Annotated in this window: 10 protein-coding genes and 1 tRNA gene; 8 read left to right on the top strand and 3 right to left on the bottom strand. The window is 39.0% G+C overall.

Features of this window, described 5'->3' with window-relative positions:
• Positions 1–420 precede the first annotated feature (420 nt).
• Together recB and recD are read left to right on the top strand one after the other, a co-directional pair.
• Entirely contained in the window at positions 421–3942 is a 3522-nt protein-coding gene (gene recB / locus FD729_RS01275; protein WP_159931483.1) for an exodeoxyribonuclease V subunit beta, read from the top strand.
• 8 nt (positions 3943–3950) lie between these two features.
• Positions 3951–5795: an exodeoxyribonuclease V subunit alpha gene (recD, locus tag FD729_RS01270; protein WP_159931482.1), complete on the top strand. Its 1845-nt coding sequence runs from the start codon at positions 3951–3953 to the stop codon at positions 5793–5795.
• A 221-nt stretch (positions 5796–6016) separates the two neighbouring features.
• On the opposite strand, the gene argA is transcribed toward recD, so the two are convergent.
• Together argA and queF are read right to left on the bottom strand one after the other, a co-directional pair.
• The gene (argA, locus tag FD729_RS01265; RefSeq protein WP_159931481.1) at positions 6017–7345 is read right to left on the bottom strand and encodes an amino-acid N-acetyltransferase; all 1329 of its coding nucleotides are present in this window, start codon (positions 7343–7345) and stop codon (positions 6017–6019) included.
• Between the two features lie 882 nt (positions 7346–8227).
• Entirely contained in the window at positions 8228–9088 is an 861-nt protein-coding gene (queF, locus tag FD729_RS01260) for an NADPH-dependent 7-cyano-7-deazaguanine reductase QueF (RefSeq protein WP_159931480.1), read from the bottom strand.
• Positions 9089–10399: 1311 nt separating this feature from the next.
• On the opposite strand from queF, the gene FD729_RS01255 reads away from it, so the two are divergent.
• The 4 genes from FD729_RS01255 to lpxO all read left to right on the top strand — a co-directional run bounded on the left by FD729_RS01255 (position 10400) and on the right by lpxO (position 16658).
• The gene (locus FD729_RS01255) at positions 10400–10846 is read left to right on the top strand and encodes a flavodoxin (RefSeq protein WP_159931479.1); all 447 of its coding nucleotides are present in this window, start codon (positions 10400–10402) and stop codon (positions 10844–10846) included.
• A gap of 1645 nt (positions 10847–12491) precedes the next feature.
• A tRNA-Thr gene (locus FD729_RS01250) sits at positions 12492–12564 on the top strand.
• A gap of 1558 nt (positions 12565–14122) precedes the next feature.
• Entirely contained in the window at positions 14123–14551 is a 429-nt protein-coding gene (locus tag FD729_RS01245) for an OsmC family protein (RefSeq protein WP_159931478.1), read from the top strand.
• 1195 nt (positions 14552–15746) lie between these two features.
• The gene (gene lpxO / locus FD729_RS01240) at positions 15747–16658 is read left to right on the top strand and encodes a lipid A hydroxylase LpxO (RefSeq protein WP_159931477.1); all 912 of its coding nucleotides are present in this window, start codon (positions 15747–15749) and stop codon (positions 16656–16658) included.
• Positions 16659–17146: 488 nt separating this feature from the next.
• Here the strand turns inward: lpxO and proC are convergent, their stop codons facing one another.
• Complete coding sequence (gene proC / locus FD729_RS01235) at positions 17147–17965, bottom strand: pyrroline-5-carboxylate reductase (RefSeq protein ID WP_159931476.1); 819 nt, start codon at positions 17963–17965, stop codon at positions 17147–17149.
• A 1164-nt stretch (positions 17966–19129) separates the two neighbouring features.
• Between proC and brnQ the strand changes: the two genes are divergently transcribed.
• Complete coding sequence (brnQ, locus tag FD729_RS01230; protein WP_159931475.1) at positions 19130–20452, top strand: branched-chain amino acid transport system II carrier protein; 1323 nt, start codon at positions 19130–19132, stop codon at positions 20450–20452.
• 894 nt (positions 20453–21346) lie between these two features.
• The gene (queA, locus tag FD729_RS01225) at positions 21347–22417 is read left to right on the top strand and encodes a tRNA preQ1(34) S-adenosylmethionine ribosyltransferase-isomerase QueA (RefSeq protein ID WP_159931606.1); all 1071 of its coding nucleotides are present in this window, start codon (positions 21347–21349) and stop codon (positions 22415–22417) included.
• The last annotated feature ends 53 nt before the right edge of the window (positions 22418–22470 follow it).

The raw sequence follows: 22470 nt of genomic DNA, 5'->3' as shown, positions 1-22470 counted from the left end.
TCACGCGAACATTAGAGCATAGTGAAAACATTATGCTAAACATAGATAATGTAGTTCTAGTAAGTACTATCAACCAACTACTCACTAAGAACCTATTTTTGTACAGTATTTGTTTTTTAAATGCTGATACGGTTTCAGCAAGACATTAGTTTACAAAGAATAACAATAAAAACTTCCTTCCTGTCTTAATTCTATCAGCAGGTTTGTGATACGTGGGAAAATTGGTTATAGGACTATTCTGTCTCCCAATGAAGAAGTAGAGCAGAAGTAGTAAGTTATAGTCGAAACGTTAAATATCGGAAAGATGCCTTCGTTAGGCTTCAAAAAGTTATTGAATGAATTTAAATTTTGACGCCTTTTTGAATTAAAAAATAAAATAGTCAAAATGCTCTAGTCGCTACTGGTTATGAGTAAGACATAATGAATAATCCCGAATTGCTAAATTCTCTGACATTGCCACTACACGGCAATCGTCTAATTGAGGCTTCGGCAGGCACTGGTAAAACTTTTACCATTGGTATAATTTATCTACGGTTGCTGCTGGGACTAGGCGGTGAAAATGCTTATAGCCGCCCGTTGTCGGTTGAAGAAATTTTAGTTGTAACCTTTACAGAGTCTGCTACTGCGGAACTGCGCGGACGTATCCGCGAAAATATCCATGAGCTGCGTATCGCCTGCGTGCGTGGCTCTGGTGGTGGCCCGATACTAGCACAGATTGATGATCTCTCCCAAGCTGCTTCGCTGCTTCTAGCAGCTGAACGGCAGATGGATGAAGCGGCAATATTTACTATCCACGGTTTTTGTCAACGCATGCTCAACTTGCATGCCTTTGAATCTGGGTTGCTATTCAAACAGGAATTAATAGAGGATGAAACCCCATTATTCAAGCAGGCGACGGAGGACTTTTGGCGGCGTCACTGCTATCCATTAACGCTGGATATGGCCCGTGCCATCATTACTGAGTGGGACGGGCCGGAAAGCTTATTAAGCACACTAAGGCCCTTGTTGCAGGGCAACGCCCCACTACTGAAAAATCCACCCGCAGCTAACGAAACTTTAGCTGCACGTCATCTTGCTAATTTAGATCATATCGCTGTACTCAAGCAACAGTGGCGCGCAGACAGCAATAAAATTAAAGAGATCATCAGCCGATCAGGCATCGATAAACGAACTTATAATAGCAAATACCTTCCAATTTGGATAGCTAAGATTACACAGTGGGCTAACAGCAAAACTGTGGATTATCTCTTTCCTATAGAACTGAAGCGTTTTGCTCAGTGTGTGCTGGTACAGAAAACTAAAGAGGGATCTCCGCCACTACACCCGCTATTTCAGGCAGTAGAGACCTTTCTCGCTTTATCATTGTCGCTACGCGACGTAGTCATTGCCAAAGCACTGGTCGAAGTACGAGAAGCCGTGCATAAAGAGAAGCGACAACGCGCGCTTCTTGGTTTTGATGACCTTCTAAGTCGTATGGATGAAGCACTGCAGAAACCAGGCGGTGCACTGCTAGCTGATACTATCCGCAACCGTTTTCCAGTGGCACTGATTGATGAATTTCAGGATACTGATCCTCAGCAATACCGTATTTTTCGCAAGCTCTACCTTAATCAGCCAGAACTGTTACTGTTGCTTATAGGTGATCCTAAACAGGCTATCTATGCATTCCGCGGCGCCGATATTTTTACTTATCTTCGTGCTCGTAGAGAAATCAGCGCACACTATACGCTCTATACTAACTGGCGCTCTACTCCCGGTATGGTACAGAGTGTTAACCATCTATTCTCTTGTATAAAATCACCGTTTCTCTTTTCAGCAATACCATTTTTACCAGTTAATTCGGCCGTGTCTAACCAACATTTAAGACTATTAAAAGACTCGCAATCACAGGCAGCGCTACGCTTTTGGCTACAGCCTGGCGATGGCGTGAGTGTAAGTGATTATCAACAATTCATGTCACAGCAGTGCGCCGCCGACATCAGTCGGTGGCTTGTTGCGGGACAAAAGGGACGAGCGTTCCTGGGTAAATGCGAAAATCTACGCCCAGTTTATGCGTCAGATATTACGGTACTGGTACGTAGCCGCAATGAGGCTGGACTAATCCGCGATGCATTGAACAAGCTATCAATTCCTTCGGTTTATCTCTCCAATCGCGACAGTGTTTATACCACTTCGGAGGCGCGCGAGCTTTTGTGGATACTTCAGGCAGTACATGCACCGGAACAAGAACGCTTGCTGCGTCGCGCGATGGCCACCTCTATCTTTGCCCTTGACACTACTACGCTTGATAGATTAAGTCAAAATGAATGCGAATGGGATGAGCTGATAGAACAGTTTGCTACATGGCAGAAGATTTGGCGTCAGCGTGGTGTACTACCGATGATGCGTAATATAATGCATCAGAGAAATTTAGCAGAAAATATGCTGATTTCGGAGAATGGCGAGCGCAGGTTAACGAACCTAATGCATCTTGGTGAACTGTTACAAGAGGCATCGATGCAGTTCTGCAGCCGTCATGCGCTACTTCGTTTTCTTACCCAAAAGATATCACGGCCGGATAGCCAGTCGCCAGACCAGCAGCTTCGTCTAGAGAGCGATCGACATCTGGTGCAAATTGTTACTATTCATAAGTCCAAAGGACTACAATATCCGATTGTGTGGCTGCCTTTTGCCGCCGGATTCCGAGAGGTATCTAGTGCCCTCTATCACGATCAGCAAAGCTTTGCACCGCTGCTTGATGTACAAGGCGACAAGGAAAGTATGGAGTTAGCCGAGCAAGAGCGCTTAGCAGAGGATCTACGTCTGCTTTACGTGGCCTTAACGCGCTCAGTATTTCATTGTAGCGTCGGTATTGCGCCACTGTTTAAAGGCATATACAAAAAAAAAGGTAACAGCGACTTGAGCAAAAGTGCACTGGGTTACCTTTTGCAACAGGGGAAAAACGACGACTCTAACCGATTGCGCGCCAAACTTGAGATGCTGGTCGATTCTGATACCGAGGTAGTGATTCAGGGGCTTATACCCGGAGAAAATTGGCATGAGCAACCGGTATGTAATCATATGCTCAGTAGCCGAAATTTTACGCGTGACATGCGCGACGATGCTTGGCGTATTAGCAGCTATTCCGAGCTATGTCAGTACAGTAGTACTCCTCTAATTGAGGTGATGCCGACTTCCTTTGATACCGATGCTACGGACAGAGAAAGCGACGAAGTGAAAAAAACGCTAACACCACATGACTTTCCGCGCGGCGTAGCGCCCGGTAATTTTCTACATAGTCTATTTGAATCTTTGGATTTTACTCAACCACCTGACAAAAACATGCTGAAAACTCAGCTTGAGCAAAATGGATATCCCATGCACTGGTTGTTAGTGTTAGAAGATTGGATTAGTCGGGTACTGCATACACCGCTTAATGACGATGGTTTGATGCTGGGGGTACTGAAAAATTGCGACCGGTTGGTAGAAATGGAATTTTATTTGCCATTAAATCGCAAGCTCAATACGGCAGATCTAGATGCTTTACTACGAACGCATGACGCGCTTTCTACGCGTGCCCCACAACTTGAATTTCGTCAAGTACATGGCATGTTAAAAGGATTTATTGATCTAATATTTCGCTGGAAAGACAAATATTATCTTCTGGATTATAAATCTAACTGGTTAGGTGATAGCCAAGCCTCCTATACTTCTGAAGTAATGGCACAGGCAATGATCGATCATCGCTACGACTTACAATATCAGCTCTATACTTTAGCGTTGCATCGCTATCTTCAGCACCGCCTGCGTAGAAGTTACGATTACCATCGCCATTTTGGCGGTATTTTTTATTTGTTTTTACGCGGTATTGAAGTTAATAACTTGGAAACCGGCATTTTTACCGCTCGGCCATCCGTGAGATGTGTCACTGAACTGGATGAACTGTTTCGTTATTCAGGATAGGAGGATACATGACTGAAATCATGTCATTGCTCAATCAAGCGGTAGAAAAACGTCTGTTACGACCACTTGATCTACAGTTTGCTCGTTTACTAACTGATAATTCACATCCAGCATGGTTACTAGCGGCCGCCTGCGTTAGCTCCGAGGCGGGTGACGGACATGTTTGTCTTCCGATAGCACACCTTAATACTGAAAGCCTTTTAGGCGCGCGCGATCCAGAGCTGGCAAAAGCTCTGTGGCGTGCAGCGGGTGCCCCACCGTGCTGGCAAACTGTATTATCAGATTGGCCAGCACTAAGCAACGGCAGGATTGCTACGCCCTTGGTACTAGATCATAATAGGCTCTATCTACACCGCCTCTGGCAAAGTGAGGGTCAAGTTGTACGGTTTTTTACCTTGAAAACGGATATAGAGGAAATAGACTGTGTGGCTGCTCAGAATGTGCTTAGCATCTTGTTTGGGGATCATTGTCCAGATGACTGGCAAAAAATTGCAGCAGCTGTAGCGTTGACTAGTAAAATAGCGGTTATTTCGGGCGGTCCTGGTACTGGAAAAACTACTATTGTGGCGAAATTACTAACAGCAATGATTCGCATGAGTCATAGTAGTTTGCGTATCCAACTAGCTGCACCAACTGGTAAAGCAGCGGCGCGCCTGACAGAATCACTCAGTAAGGCTCTTCAGGTTCTATCAGTGAGCAGTACCGAACGTGCTCGATTTCCCAACGAAGCTACGACACTGCATCGCTTGTTAGGTGCACAATTCGATACACAGCGCCTACGTTACCATACTACTAACCGCCTGCATTTAGACGTGCTAGTAGTGGATGAGACCTCAATGATTGATATCTCAATGATGGCAAAGCTAATCGCAGCATTGCCCGATCATGCACGCGTTATTTTTCTAGGTGATCGCGATCAATTAGGATCGGTAGAAGCGGGAACAGTGCTAAGTGATATTTGCCATTTTGCTGAAATGGGATACAGCTTGGTACGTGCACAGCAACTGAACAAGCTAACGAAGTGCATGATTCAGGGAGTTGATGATATGAGCGCACCTGACTTGCGTGACAGCATCTGTCTTTTACGTAAAAGTTACCGCTTCAATGTAAAATCTGGTATTAGCCAGTTGGCACGTGCAGTCAATTTAGGCGATATTCGCGAAGTAAAGGAGATGTTTAACGCAAAATTTGATGATATAACGTTTCAAAGGCTGCAAAATGGCGAAGCCTATCAGGAAATGCTTGATGCGGTGGCGGAAGGTTATCGGCCCTTTTTGTCATTAGTGCAGTCTCGTGCTTCGATTAAGGAGATCCTACTAGCATTTAGCCAGTATCAGTTGCTTTGCGTTCTACGGGACGGTCAGTTCGGCGTGCAGGGACTAAATCAGCGTATTGAACAGCGTCTGTTACAACTAAAATGCATTCGTCGCCCTGTTGGCGACAGTAGCTGGTATGCAGGAAGGCCAATAATGGTTATTCGCAATGACAGTGTACTAGGGCTCTCTAATGGTGATATTGGCATTACTCTACACGATATGGAAAATCAGATAAAGGTTTTTTTCTCTCTGCCAGATGGAACGGTTAAAGCGGTACATCCGAGTAGATTACCGTCTTATAATACCGTATGGGCGATGACTGTGCATAAATCACAGGGTTCAGAGTTTGATCACGCTGTACTAGTGATGCCTGTACAGTTCTCTCCTCTTTTGACACGCGAGCTAGTTTACACTGCTGTTACGCGCGCGCGTAACAGGCTCACTCTCTACAGCGAGCCCGTAGTACTTCAACGGGCATTACAGCTGAAAGTGCAGCGACGTAGCGGTCTAGTAGAAAGACTGACTGCTGCAACTTAATCTTTAACATTCTAGACTGGCTACTACTATACGATATAGTATTATATCAGGATATAGTATGTGTTGTAGAACAAATCATATCTTGTCTTATAGAGTTTAAGTTGATCGTAAGCTGAGCTGATGTGAATAAGACGGCGTCTGCATGTATGCAACAAGACTATACAAGCCACGTCTGTAGCTACAGCAAATTTAATCCTTTAAATTTCAGAGTTTTTTTTACATTAAACTAGCTCAGTCATTAATATTTTGGAGCGACGTTGATAGTTGTACATTTTCTTTTTACTTTCCGGCAGTAACTCGATGTCTACCGGCGTAAATCCACGCTCCTGAAACCAGTGGATGCTACGTGTTGTTAGCACGAAGAGCTTCTTTAATCCCATTCTACGTGCCTGTAGCACGATGCGCTGCAGAAGTATATCACCGTGCGACGAGTTACGATAGTCAGGGTGAACCGCTACGCAGGCCATCTCACCAATTTTCTCATCCGTAAAAGGATAAAGTGCAGCACAAGCTATGGTAAGATTATCACGTATAATAATGGTGAACTTATCAATTTCCATCTCCAGTTGCTCACGCGACCGGCGGACCAGAATTCCTTGCCGCTCTAATGGACGAATCAACTCTAGTATACCACCAATATCGTTTATGGTAGCGCGGCGGATTTGTTCACTTGATTCCATTACAATTTGCGTACCAATACCGTCGCGCGAAAAGAGCTCCTGTAGTAACGTACCATCCTCCCGATAGCTGATGAGATGGCTACGGCGTACGCCGTGGCGGCATGCTTTTACAGCACCACGCAAGAAGCGCACTGTGGCGGTCAGGGAGTCGATGTTGTTTTCCATTTCCTCTATGTAAGCCTGTGCTTCCTTAGGAAACAACTCAGAAATAATTGTGCCGTCGTGGCGAATAACACCTTGCTCAGAGCAAAAGCCAATCATTTTTTCCGCTTTTAGCTTAATTGCAATCTGGGTCGCCACCTCTTCTGATGTCAGATTAAAACTCTCACCAGTTACAGAAACCGCCACCGGACCTAGCAGAATAATCATATTATTATCCAGTTGCTGATGGATTGCACCTTCGTCAATACGGCGAATGCGCCCGCTGTGGCAATAATCAACGCCGTCATCTACACCAAGCGGCTGCGCGATAACAAAGTTGCCACTGACGACGTTGATATGGGCGCCCTGCAGTGGGGTATTATTAAGGCTCATTGAAAGACGCGCTGTAATATCAAGCTGTAGTCTACCTGCTGCTTGTTTTACCAGCTCTAAAGACTGCGCGTTGGTAACGCGAGTATATTTATGATATCTTCGATCAAGCCCATGATCAGCTAGGATGGCATCGATTTGTGGGCGTGCGCCGTAAACTACTACCAGACGAATACTTAGGCTGTGTAATAGGCCGATATCATTAATAATACTAGAAAAATTCTCGTGTTCAATGGCCTCGCCACTCAACATAATAACAAAAGTTTTATCCCGATGGGCATTGATATAGGGAACGGTATGGCGGAAACCGTCCACCAACTCAGTACTACGTTCCTTCACGGTAAATCCTCAATAAATTATTATTCATAATTTGTATATTTTTATTTTTTTAAGACACTCTTTGCAAGAAATAAACCTGATGTAACTTTAAGTTTTTTTGATGTAAAATATGACAATAAATTGCACTTATTTTTTCCGGATGAATGCACTAGAATTGATAGGCTAAAATTCCCACTGTAATTTATTACATAGTGTTTTTTAGACAAAAAAATAAATGTATGTATGGAGTAATTTATTATACTCTAACTGACCATCAGCCACGCTTGTTTTAGCAGTAAAAAATATGTTGAAGCTATTCGCGTTAGGTACTCATGGATTTATTCAAATGAGACGCTAAATTCTGAAATATGTCAATTCAATAGATGCCGCATAAAGTACAGCCTATATAGATTTGACAAAAATGCTAAATTTAACATTTAAATCTGTGGGCACTACTACCACCAGCTTTGCCAGGATGTTTTCTTTTCTTAGAATATAACTTCTTAGAATATAACTTTTTTATTAGGCTTTTCCCTGCAACGAACGGATTGTTAATGCTGGTTTGATGATAATATTTGCGTGTTATTTTATCATATATGTGGACGATAAAATAGTTAAGCATATATAAGGAGTTAACTTTCTCTAACGGTCCAATAGAGATCATGGGGAGCACCTATTTATAGTTCTACGGATTCATTATAATACCCGACAGGTAAACTAGATTTTTCGTTATGTCGACGATACTAATCCGTAAAGATGAAATACTGTGCTAATATGCACAAATGCTCAAAAGTTTTTTTGATATAATGGTATTAGATAGGATTAATCTATTGTAATAACTTTTCAACCAAGGTGACATTTAAAAAACCTCTAACATATAAGTTGTAAGAAGATTTTAAAAAGTTACTGACGTGCTAACCGCGACAACCCTGGGGTAAAAGGAACATTGCTATTACTACGCCATGGATTGATATCCAGACCACCACGTCGTGTGTAACGTGCATAAACCGTGAGGTATTCCGGTTGGCAGAAGTGAAGCACATCAGTAAAGATACGCTCTACGCACTGTTCATGAAATTCATTATGTAGACGGAAGGAAACCAGATATCGCAGCAGCGCCTCACGATTGATGCGCATACCTTTGTAGTGGATCATCACTGAACCCCAGTCAGGCTGCTGGGTAATTGGACAATTAGATTTTAACAGATTGCTGAATAGCGTTTCCTCAACTATCTCGAGTTCTGCTACAGCATCGGCGAGATACCGTGATTTTAAGTTATAGTCAGTAATCGTAAGATCCTGTTCGTCGATACAGGAGCCGCTAAATTTGCAAATATGCTGATTTTCCACTTCGCTTAAGTGAAACAGAGTTACTCTGACTTTATCCTGTGCACAAGTGCTTAAATCACGTTCCAGAATTTTACGGACTTTGCTCCAGTTATCAAAACATGTCTGGTTAAAGCTATTTAGATAAAGCTTAAAGCTCTTTGACTCAATAAAGTATTCACTAGTGGCCTCTAGTACCACTTCACCTACCGCAATCTGCGGTACCCCTTTACTATTGAGCCAGGAGAGTTCGTAAAGAGTCCAGATATCCGCGCCTGTAAAAAAGGGAAGTAAGTCTAACGTAAAGTCCAGCGACGTACGGCCTAGGCTGCGCTGTACTGCTTGCAGCAGGCTAGGGTTGTATTTATTATGATAAGAAGTTATTTTTTTCCCCAAAGTAAGGTTGCTCAGCAATTGATTGTTTTCATGTAAGGGCATAATAGCGGTTTCCTTTGAGACAAATTTTATACGTGTACTGTAATCAGAAGTGAGAAAATGATTATGCGATAGATAATAAACACTTTCACGTGAATTGATTATCTGAATAAATATTATTATTCAGCATTTTATCTGAAAAGACTAGTCTAGCTAGATGCTTTATGGTGTTCCGTACTCTAATATCTTTATCAATTGTGACCCCACCGCCCTTAATATATATTTCAAAAAAAGAAGTGATAGGTATCTCTTCACAATAAGAGTGAAGATCATACATGGTACGTGCCTATCCTCAGCACCGCATTCTAAAGTAATTATCATTTTTTTTATATGACATATAGGAAAAACTGGACAGGAGAGGAGACAGGAAGAGTAGAGAGCAGCTGCGTAGCAAGAAAGTCACAGGAGAACTCGTGACATTATTTTAATTGTGTGTCTTCTTTTTGTGTCCCGAGTATAATACCCTTATCGTGCAGTTTGTTCCTAATTGTAGGAATATGGTTCATCCCTTACTATTTTTACAGGGGTTGTAAAAAGTTTTTATTAATGCGTACCTTCGCCTGGTGGAGCCTCTAGTTAATGAGTACGCTACGGTGGTTAGAAGCGGCTTTTTTTTGCTGGAGCAGCACTACAATCTAAATCTAAATCTAAATCTATTATTCAAAATTTTTTAAAGGAGGCTCGTTTATAACCTACCACCCAGAGCCATGTCGCCATCCTATATAATAACTTTCTTTCGTATAATTTTGAAGATCTTCGTCCCATACTAGAGCTTATTTATTAAGACTAATAGCTGGTTTAACAAGAGCCGAATTAGCTCGTAATGAAAAAATTGTAATGTACGTCATGCGCGACTAAATTAATTAGAAAATTTTTACAGTTCTATAGCACCTTGATTACCCTGACCTCAACTAGTTTTATCTAATGGGTATTATATAATGCATTTAGGCGTCTATTTACACAGTAGCGCACGAATAGCATACATCACTAGCAAGCACAGTGAATTCATATTATTTATTATAAATAAGGTTAGGTTGGAGGAAAATAACTGTATCGATTTGACCACGGTTTTTTCATTCACTGGCGTAAGTATCACTGGCACGGTGAAATATTGTGGCATAGAGCTTTTGATCGTGCCCTTTAGGGTCTTAGCATTGATAGACATCCATTCATTGGCAATCTGCCAGATATTTGCACCAGGACTAAAAATTAGAACCCAGCAAACTCCGCTTTCTAGCAGCGGTTGCTGCTGCAGTGTTTGGGTATACTGAAGCGATAGTCAATAATAGAATTTCAGTTTAAAAGGCAGATAAAATGGAAAAAATTGGCATTTTTGTGGGCACAGTATATGGCAATGCATTGTTGGTAGCAGAAGAGGCGCAGCTAATTCTACAGAGGCAAGGGCATGAAGTTGCGGTATTCGATGATCCAACGTTAGATCAATGGCAGGACTACGTCAGCGATGTAGCCTTAGTGATTACGTCCACTACGGGTCAGGGTGATTTTCCTGATACCATCGCTAGGCTTTATCAGGATGTAAAAGGTAAGATTGACTATCAGCTCAATTTACGTTACGGCGTCATAGCACTAGGCGACAGCAGCTACTCCAACTTCTGTGGAGCGGGCAAGACTTTTGATGCGCTATTGCAGCAGCAACGTGCTCAGCGTATCGGCAACATACTGCTCTTAGATGTTGTAGAGGATCCTGAACCGGAGTTGATCTCTTCACCTTGGGTTGAAGCATGGGGCAAACAACTTTAAATTATTTACTATCTTACAACTAAATAATTTATGTACGTACTATTATTATATTAGGTAACCAGAACCAGCACCCAATTGAACAATTACAACTGGGTGCAAATTTCACACTAATCAGCCTATGACAAGCTTTAGGAGCGACGTTCTGAGTTGCGAAATAACTTATTCCATCGTACCATCGCCGTAGGTATTAGGATTTAGTTGATATTAATTTAAATTATGCTAGTAATAATCTCGTGTAAGGCTTGAAGTTGAATCCAATCTGAAGATTTATATGAAATCTCTGTAGAGAGAAATATCACATCGCTTACAGTTGCATAAAATTTAACGGCTACTATGTAAAGTAACATAATGCGTCGTTGCAACCTACAAGTAATGTTAGCTAGTTACTCTAGCGGTATAATTTCTTTTGAATGGAAGAAGATATGTTCTGAATTATACTTCTTCATTGAAATTAAACAACTATGTATTATTACTGTCTGAAACTACCTAATTTTGGGTACTCTTGAATCAAGTTTGTGGTTACTACGTAAAACATTTAATATTACCTAGTACTGGGTTATCACATTAGGTTATTATTAATTAATGAAACTTTATGTAGAACTAGTGTGGCGTTACTGAGTAGTTCTACTGGAATCCGTCTACTTAACGGCTTAACCGAGTTGGTAATTGTATATCAGTGAGGGAAATATAAAACTACGTAATTTTATATCACTCTAAAAGTACTGTTAAAGGATTTACGCTTGGAGATGATACTAGGTCACAGGTTTCTTTGAACTACTAAATTTCATGCCTGTTGCTATTGAACATCAAGCATAACTAGATTTGCTTTCTGTCTATACCTGTTCTAAATAAAACTCTTTATCCTGCTTTTTAAGGACGGATGTAAGAGCTCTTAGTATAATAGTGATAGGTAGTGCAGTATATCTTAAGTTTTTTTTAAAAGAAAAGACTTAAAGGAGTATTACAGTTCTGTGTTATCTCTTTTAAAGAGTATTTTTAAGTTAAAGTGCTTATTTAATAGGGACCTATGTAGTAAAATTATTCTTTTGCTTTATATTTTTATCCATATAAGCAATATATTTCCCTATTTTATTAAGGTTGTTCATTATGGTATAATGAGAGCTGGATCGTTTGGTTACCTGTTAGTAATTACTAGGATTAAGCGCCAATTGCCCTAATTTTTAAGGTATATATACAAAAGGACAGCTCCTATAAGGAGTAAAATTAAAGCGCATAACAGTATAGCTATGCTCTCTGAGCGTATCTTGATGATCTATTTAATTAACGTGATAATTTAGCAGGTAATACCAGCAACTATGAGCGGTGATTATGGTTCCAATGTAGTGCTTAATACCTATTTTTCAGCTTTATCACTTGTTGTATGAAAGATTCTCCATGTTGGTGGTCTTAAATATTAAGATAATGCTACAAATATCATTTTAAAGTAGATGTTGGATTGGAGATCTTTCTTAGGTACGGTACTGCACCGTAATTAGGTGTGGAAGTAGTGTACGTACTAGCACTAAAGTGTAAAATAGCTGTGTTACATACTCTATTAGGACTGTGTGTAATACAGTAGGATGATAAATATGTTTTAATTTAGCATGTTACTAAATTAGATGTTCTTTATAGTTTCTATCAAAACGCCGGTATAGCTCAATTGGTAGAGCAGCGCATTCGTAATGCGAAGGTCGTAGGTTCAACTCCTGCTTCCGGCATCAATCAATATTTATTCTTGCTTTAGTATAAAAGGTTTTTTCTAAAACACATTACTAAAATTGTTCCCATGTAATTCATTCACTTTTGAATAAATTTTTTTAACAAAAAATTAAGAATGCTTGCCGTTATCAGTTTAGAGTAGTATTCTAATAGATAAATTCCTATACTTTTAATATAATATAAAAGAAAGCTCATTAAAATAATTGTGCCATAAATAATTCTATGGAGGTATAAAGTGGAACCTCACTAATTAGAATATACCATATACCTATATTAATTAATTTTAGCAGTTAACTACCTTAATTAGGATTAATTTTACTCCTAGGATAAAAATCAACATGCTTGTCTCTTTGTAAGAAATAATTTTTCTAATGTAATGGATTGGCTATTATTCATTAGTATAGGTCGGTTATTTTAAATAAGTAAATATCATTTACTATATTTGTTTATAGTTAAATAATATTTTAAATATAAATATTATCTTTCATATATACAATATGATATTTGGTGAATAATTAAATTATAATAGGTTTTTAATCAAAATAAGTCATTCAATATGAATTAAATGATAGATTATTCTAATTTTTAGAATATCATATTAATGATAAAAATGTAGGATTAATATCAGGTTTTTATCTTTCTTATAGCTTGATTGCTTGGTTTTAGGTAAAGGGTAACTGAATGAACTTTCGTTCATCACTTTACATAAAATTACTTTTTATGAATATTTTTAATATAAAAGCAGGTATAGATGTACTATCTAGTTATGGGATAACTATATATATTATATACTATGGAATATATATTCCATAATCGATGTGTGTTTCACCATTAAATATGTAATAAGTTCTGCAATAGAACTTATTATTAAGAAGTAATAATATTGTCTTTTATATAAAAAAGATACTACATATAAAAAAATTATTTTATCTTTCTAGCCCTTCTTTACCCTGATCCTCATTCAAGATTACTGAGCGTATTTTTTATAATATAAAAAAAAGAAGAAAAATCACTTTGCTATATTTTATTTCAGCGCCTTGTCTTGTAGTTGCCCTGATTAAAAATTAGAGCAACTACAAGATTTTTAGTAACTTACAGTATAAACTTCTCAAAGTTCATATTAAATTAACTTAAATTTATTTTTCATTTAAAGATACTTAGATAATTGAAAGCATTAATATTAGTGATAATATATCTTATTTTTTAAGACGTTACAAGATCTTCAATAGGCCTGCAATATGGAGGAGTCTACCTATCACTCTTCTTGTGATAAGAATTACAGAGTATGGATATTAAAAATAAATGTATATAATAATGAGTTATATTGTAAAAATATAGTGAATACGGTTTTGAATAATTATTCACTCTAACTGGTTGAGAACGTGATATGTATTATACTGATATCAAATGCTATCAAATTCATTACCTATAACATAACACTCACGAAACCTTGGGTAGAAACTACATCGTGTAACGGTGTAAAAGCAATATGTTCTTGTACCATTAGTTGAACCGTCTATACTAACTTGATTCTCGACTAAAAGAAGTTAATAAAAAATGACCATTTATAGAAAAGGATCGGCGCGCTGGGAAGGAGATATTAAAGGCAAAGGTACTGTCAGCACTGAAAGCTGTGTACTAAGCCAGACTGCTTACGGTTTTGATACACGTTTTGAAGGAGTTAAGGGTACCAATCCGGAAGAACTAATAGGTGCTGCTCATGCTGCCTGTTTCTCGATGGCGTTGTCACTAATGCTTGGTAAGGCAGGGTATAAGCCTGAAAGTATTGATACTACTGCTGAAGTGTCGCTGGATAAAAAAAGTGAAGGATTTGCTATTACTAAAGTTGCGCTAAACAGCACCATTAACTTGCCAGGCGTTGACAAAGTCAAATTTGATGAAATAATCCAAAAAGCAAAACTAAGTTGTCCGGTTTCACGTGTGCTCCATACTGACATAACCCTCAATTATATTTTGAATAATTGATTTAGCCTGTTGCCAGTTGAGGGAAACGTCGTTGCATTTTCAGCAAAATGCAACAGTGGATACAGCCGGATGATGTGTATTTTTTTAATTATACGAAAAGAGTGATCTTCATTAGTATCTACCGGAAAAATAAAAATTATGTTACTATGCTGCTATTGGCTTTTACTGCCTATTTGATAGATGGTGTATAGCTCTAAAGGGCTAGATGATTTTTTAGTTGTGTAGTTAAGGTATTTTCATTAGTGGAGCTGTTGGGATCAATTCACCTAATTATGAATTGATCTCATTACAATCGGAACAGATTTTACCTGACCAGTGTTATATGTTTCTCCTATCAAGAGAAGAACGCTCTTAGCTAGATCACTTAAGATAATATAAAATTTGAAAAAAAATTAAAGGTATAGCCATCAGATATCTCAGCGTTACGACTCATTGCATAATAGTTACGCTGCAATATTAGGAATACTTTACTTTCATATGGTTCACAACGCAAATAATTCAAAACAAGCCTCTTTGTCCAAAGAGGCTCTTATTTATAATATTAAGATTTAAAAGATCTTTTCTTAAAAAATGCATTTAAGAAAAATTTCCTCTAACACGGAGCCTATGTCAAGGTTTCCCTTTTAGAGGAAATCTTCTATCGTTTCACACCCTATTTTAAATAATGAGGAAAATGGATTCTGGTGTCGGTGTATCGGTAGAGAATTTAAGGACCATTGCCACTACAGATGATTATTAACAATACATTATAGGATATTCTCTAGTATGAATATGCTCTCTAAGTGTTTTTTTATCTGGTGTAAGTAAATATACTTACTGTTCAACATTATCAACCCGGGCGGTGATACATTTCAGAAGAAAAACTAGGCATAGGGGTTGCAACAAAATTCAAACTACTAATGTTAGTAGTGGTGTAGTTAGCCATAGGGATATCAACATAGACGGTTCTCTGCTACGGTTATTCAATCAACTAGTGACCTTTTTTGTTGTCATGCAAGGTAGTGCGATCGCCGTTGCAAATTTGCGCAAAATTTTACCGTTTTATTGATCTCGTGTCAAAATTGATACTTTATTGATTGATGAATGAGTTTCTGCTAAAAAATTATTAAAATTTTTCAATGAATATTGAATTTTTTCTATCTCATTGTTCTCCCTGTGATAGGAACGTTTTATGTCAACATAAGGAGCCCGATGTATGGTGGCTACAATTATTGTCAGCATTTTTATTCTTAGCGTTGTTTATGCTCATTCTCGTGGCGTTGAAAAACAATCATTGTCGCGACAACTTTTTGATCACTCAACGTTTATGGCACCTATCAATATGTTTATGGTCAGCTTTTCAAGCTTGCCAGGCAACCAACCATATTTCCCAGTAAAGGATTTTCCTGAGCTACAACAGCTTACCGATAATTGGCACGTAATTCGCGAGGAGGCAATACGTTTACAGGATCATATTAAAGCAGCACAGCGTAATAACGATGCCGGCTTTAATACATTCTTTAAACGTGGATGGAAACGTTTTTATCTAAAATGGTATGGTAGTGCGTATCCCTCTGCACAAGAGCTTTGTCCGATCACTACTAATCTAGTTAATCGTATCCCTTCAGTGAAGGCGGCAATGTTCGCTGAATTGCCTGCAGGTAGCCATTTAGGTAAACATCGCGATCCCTATGCGGGATCTATTCGTTATCATCTAGGACTGCAAACACCCAATGACGATCGCTGCTTTATCGAAGTGGATAATCAGCGCTACAGCTGGCGCGACGGTGAAGCTGTAATTTTTGACGAAACTTATGTACACTGGGCGCAAAACAAGAGCAACCAAACACGAATTATTTTATTTTGTGATATTGAACGTCCTATGAAATGGCATTGGGCTCAGTTAATTAATCATTGGGTAGGCAGTTGGCTGATGGCAGCAGCAGCTGCGCCAAACGATGAAAACGATCGTACCGGCTTTATCAACCGCATTTTTAAATATATTTATGTCATACACACTACTGGTCAGAATTTGAAAAAATATAACCGTAAACTTTACTACTGTGTAAAGCGCACTCTCATTTTTGTAATATTCGCTTTAGTTATAGTGCCTAGTATATTATTCTAAATTCGTACTTGTGTAAATTTTTAAATATGGGAAATAATTAACTTTATGTTCTGCATAAGACTTAACATTATGTTTTTATTATACTTATTTTTATAAGTAGATGCATGTTACCGAATAATATTACGATAATAACAAAGAGAAAAAATCAAAGTAATAAATCATTATTACGGTGTTGCCTTAGCATATTTACTTAAGTTTTCAGCCTATTAACTCAAAAGTAAAGTTGTCTATTTACAGATTACAGAGCACGACTTTTGATTATACGTGATAAAAGACCCCTAGAGATATAGCAGATCATGTGTACTTATTTTTAAGTTACTCTTTGCCATTTACGGTTATGAATTCTTCACTATTTATCCATTCCTTAATATATTGATGCTAATGCAATAGCAGTAAATGATTATAGAGAAAATTCTAATAATGAATATGGTAGAAATCTAGTAACAGGTATAATGTTTTGCTAAAAAAATGGATCTTTTATGAGAAGTTCATCTGTGCATTTTTACTATAGCTTCAGATTTGGCCATGCACTGCATCATAGCTTCAATCACAGCTCCACGAAAGCATTTCTCTTCAAGGACTTTTACTGCTTCAATAGTAGTTCCACCTGGTGAGCAGATTATATCTTTTAGCTCGCCAGGATGTTTACAGGTTTCCAATATCATCTGGGCGGAGCCTTTTACCGACTGTGCGGCAAATTGGTAAGCTTGTGCGCGTGGCATACCGCCAAGCACAGCGGCATCTGCCATGGCTTCGATCAGTATAAAGACGTAAGCAGGTGCTGAACCACTCACGCCTACTACAGAATGAATGAGACTTTCATTTACTACCGCTGCTTTACCAAAGCTTTCAAACATTGCCACTATTTGGTCAATTTCCGGTTGCTTAACCAGAGCGTTTGGTGTTAATGAAGACATGCCTTCGTTGACTAGTACTGCTATATTAGTCATTACACGCATAATCTTGCGATTATGGCCTAATACTGTAGTCAACGAGTCGAGTGTAATACCGGCAGCAATTGACACAACCAATACATCTTTTTTCAGCTGATGTGCTAAGTCTTTTAGCACTTTTAGTATCACATTGGGTTTTACTGTACCAAAAAGGATATCGACCTTGCACGCAAGTGCGTTAGCGTTATTAACTGCATTGACGCCATACTTGTCTACTAGTAATTGGTTAATTTCTGGCTTGTGGTCAAAAACCCAGATATTCTTTGGTGCAATGTAGCTACTTTTTACCAGCCCCCCAATAATCGCATTGGCCATATTACCGCCACCAATAAAACCAACTTCTTTCTGTAGCATTTTTTTCTCTTTAATAAAATTTTTTAAAAAAATACTTTTAGACGTGAATTCTAATGTTTCAGCTAATTAGAGTAGCAAAATATCACATTGGATGAAACTAATAGATAGTAGAACAATAAGACTTGTGGCATCGCTCTACACAGCTCATAACTAGACGAACATCTGAATAATCAAGTAAAATCCACCAGTTACGCACATTTGCCATTGTTATCTAACCTTATTCTTTGCAAAATATGCACGGTTAATTCGTGCAAAATTAATTTAGTATTTGTAGAGTATTTGTAATTTTCTAAATTCTAGTTAAGATAATCAAGATTTGACCTCTTATAGTGATATATATGGGTTACCACGGCTAAGAACTTGCCCCAGTATGTATTTACCTAAGTCTTTAGTAATACTCATTTTCATTTGAAATGCATCACACAGTGCAGTATTCCGCAGATTGTTTTTGACGAAGGATTCGAAGGCAACCCCCGCGCTTGATACGGTAATTGCATACAGGCGGTGGTATGGTACTGGCTGAACATAATCGTCGTTAGTCGTTGTATGCGTGAAAAGTAGTAGGCTATCTGGCTTAGTGCTCCATCTCGTGTTCTATCCCAACGTCTAGAAGGTCAGCCGAAAGAGGAGTAGAGTTTTACTTTGACTGGTCATCCCTATTGCAGAAGAAATGAGAAACATTCTTAGTAAGAGCGTTCACTCTATCGCGATACTGCTCATTACGAAGTTAATATAGTTGACGAAATTCTTAATTTGCTCTCTCTAGCTAAAATTATCTAGAGCTACAGCTATATAAGTTTCACGATTTTCCTTTCCTGAGATCCTTGCTAGTCAGGTATCGCGGCTAATATCGTAAAATCATGCATGTAGATATATAAAAATAGCATTTTATGATTTGTGTTAAAGATTTTTAGCTAATTTTTATTTGCTTACAAAAAAAGATCACTCTTTTCTGATTCTGTATTGCCTTTTTTCGTTAGAAACTGTCTAATTACGACAGTTTCACATCATGATTATTTATGAAGAAACGGATTTCATCACCAGAAGTATATCTAATCTAAAAGTATACTTCTCCGATATTTGTAGTAAAATTTTGTTAAATAATGGTTTTTACATCGAAAACCTAACTTTCACTGCAACATTTGTAACAGGCAACACAGTGGTATGAAGCATCATTTAACTTCTAAGGATATCCTCGCGCTGGGCTTTATGACTTTTGCCCTATTCGTTGGCGCTGGGAATATTATTTTCCCACCAATGGTCGGGATTCAGTCAGGTGAATACATCTGGACGGCTGCTGTTGGATTCTTACTCAGTGCCGTTGGTCTACCGGTCATAACCATTATTGCACTAGCGCGCGTTGGTGGGGGAATTGACGCACTTCTCGGCTCGCTCATTGGTAAATCCTCTAGTTTATTTCTAGCGACTGTCTGTTATATAGTAGTCGGGCCTCTATTTGCCACGCCGCGTACTGCTACTATGTCTTTTGAAGTGGGTATCGTCCCTTTGATTGGCGACGGCACACTGCCATTGTTTTTTTACAGTCTTGTATATTTTGCAGTGGTAGTGAGCATATCCCTTTATCCTGGCAATTTATTGGATACTGTTGGTCACTTTCTTGGACCTCTAAAAGTTGCTGCTCTAGCAGTTCTGGGAATCGCGGCACTGTTTTGTCCAGCGGGGACTATTCCGATTGCAACGGCTGATTATCAGCGCGCAGCCTTCTCTAACGGTTTTGTTAACGGTTATCTTACTATGGATACCCTCGGTGCGTTGGTCTTTGGCATAGTTATCGTTAATGCAGCACGGTTACGCGGCGTGGAAAGCATTAAACTGTTAACGCGTTACACTATACTGGCGGGTTTAATTGCTGGAGTCGGTTTGACGCTAGTTTATCTCAGTCTATTTAAGCTAGGTAACGGCAGTAGCGCGCTGGTGGCACAGAGCGCAAACGGTGCAGCTATTTTACACGCTTACGTCCAGTGGACCTTTGGAAGTATGGGGAGCTTCTTCCTTGCGGCACTAATCTTCTTCGCTTGTGTAGTAACGGCAGTGGGTCTAACTTGTGCCTGTGCAGAATTTTTTGCACAACATGTGCCCTTATCGTATAAATCACTAGTCTTTATTCTAAGTATTTTCTCTATGGTGGTGTCAAACCTCGGTCTGAACCATCTAATTCAAATTTCAATTCCGGTGCTAACAGCAATCTACCCTCCATGCATTGTACTGATTATGTTGAGTTTTACTTTAAGATGGTGGAATAAGAGTAGCCGTCTGATTGCGCCTACGATGATAGTTAGCTTGATTTTTGGGGTGATTGACGGAGTCAAAACTACTAGTTTTAAGGATATATTGCCAGTATTTAGTCAGCATTTACCTTTGGCAAATCGGGGACTTGCCTGGTTACCACCTGCAATGATAATGATGCTAATAGCTGCGGTTGTCGATCGCATTAAAGGACGCAAGCAGGTTACAACTCATTTGTAATCTCTTTGTAATCTCTACGTAGATCGTCTAATTCACTCTATTATTCAATAAATAATTTTAAGGAAAGTGATTATCATCAATCGTAACAGCTAGTCCTTTTTCTTCATGATTTTCTATCAGCAACGGCAGTTTTTTTACACAAGGTATGGTTGTAGTAAAATACAACGTTGTTTAAAACAATGTTTTATTCTCCTATAGTCACATTAAAGAGATATATATCACCGCAGGATAAACCCTAAAGATCAGGTACAAATGTTTTAAGTCCTGTTAATCTTATACCCGAGGATAATATAGGCTTCTCTGATCGATTGATTTTTGGAATATAAACATTCCGCTCTATATGGAGCGGAGCAGGATTGCCCTTTTACTTTACGAGTTTCTCTATTAAAAATAGTTTTCGTACACATTTGTGTAGTCATATTCTATTCGTGCTCAAGGAATAATTTTTTACTTATTGTAGCACATATTAAAAATTTGTTCTTAAAAAAAAGTCCTAAACAGTGTCGATAAGCAGTGTGATTACTGATAAAGCGAATATTTATGCTACTTAATGGTTAATATTCAGAAAAGTGCTAAAGTGATACACTGACATCTTAAGAAGATAGACAGTTTGAACCATATTCAGAGTCTAATGTGGAATGACGGACGTAATATCGGAGATACTGTTTATGCTTTAGGATGTTGCACTAGATGTAGTACCTGAATCTTTCCAAGGTAGTCGATCACTAGTGTTATGCTTATGTTGTTCTAAAAAAATTAGATTAGCATGTTATGTAACAAAGACCTTTATAATAGCCAGGAGTATGGAGGATACGTAGGTATTTATTCAACATAGGCTACTTTTTCGCTAAACTATTACCCCTCTCCTTTTTTACATGAGTAAAAAAATTGGCTATGCGTGTTGCTGATTTTGCTTTTAAATTACCAGAATCTTTAATCGCCCATTATCCGAAGTCGCAACGCAGCAGTTGTTGCTTACTTTCCCTGGACGGATTAAACGGGCAGCTGAAGCACGGAGTTTTTACTGATTTACTGGATAAATTAGATGCTGGTGATTTACTGGTATTTAATGATACACGAGTAATCCCGGCGCGTGTCTACGGCCGTAAGGCTAGTGGAGGTAAAATTGAAATTCTGGTAGAACGTATGCTGGATGGGAAGCGTGTGATGGCTCATGTCCGAGCTTCCAAATCGCTGAAGCCTGGTACACCACTGCTCCTAGGCGACGATGAAAGTGTAAATGCTATCATGGTAGCTCGTCATAACCTACTATTTGAGATAGTTTTTGAAGACGATCGCTCCGTGCTAGATATCCTTAATAATATCGGCCATATTCCTCTACCACCTTATATTTGTCGTCCCGATGAAGAGGTCGACCGTGAGCTTTACCAGACTGTCTATAGCACGAATCCAGGTGCTGTGGCAGCGCCAACCGCTGGTCTCCATTTTGACGATACTCTGTTGGCAGCACTGGAAGAAAAAGGCATTGAAATGGTGTTCCTTACTCTCCATGTAGGTGCAGGTACTTTCCAGGCAGTACGTGTCAACAGTATTAAAGAGCATGTGATGCACTCTGAATATACTGAAGTGTCACAGAGGGTAGTCGATGCTGTACTAGCGTGTAAAGCACGCCGTAACAGAGTTGTCGCAGTGGGCACTACTTCTGTACGTTCTCTAGAGAGTGCCGCACATGCGAGTAAAGAGGCTTTAATTGCACCATTCTTCGATAATACGCAGCTCTTTATTTATCCTGGCTATGAGTATCAAATTATAGATGCTTTAATTACTAATTTCCATCTACCGCAATCTACTTTAATTATGTTGGTATCGGCATTCGCCGGCTATCAGCACACAATGGCAGCCTATCGGGCTGCCATTATCGAGTCGTATCGCTTCTTCAGCTATGGGGACGCTATGTTTATTACTAAAAATCCGCATGCTCCGCAAGAAAAAGTGAGAGACTGACGACGTCCGGTTTATAGCTATGCTGTAGATTACTTATTTTAATCCATCGTACT

Source organism: Pantoea sp. Nvir, from assembly GCF_009829915.1.
Classification (GTDB): Bacteria; Pseudomonadota; Gammaproteobacteria; order Enterobacterales; family Enterobacteriaceae; genus Pantoea.
The sequence above is the reverse complement of the archived record's forward strand: the minus strand, read 5'-3'. Positions and strand labels throughout refer to the sequence as shown.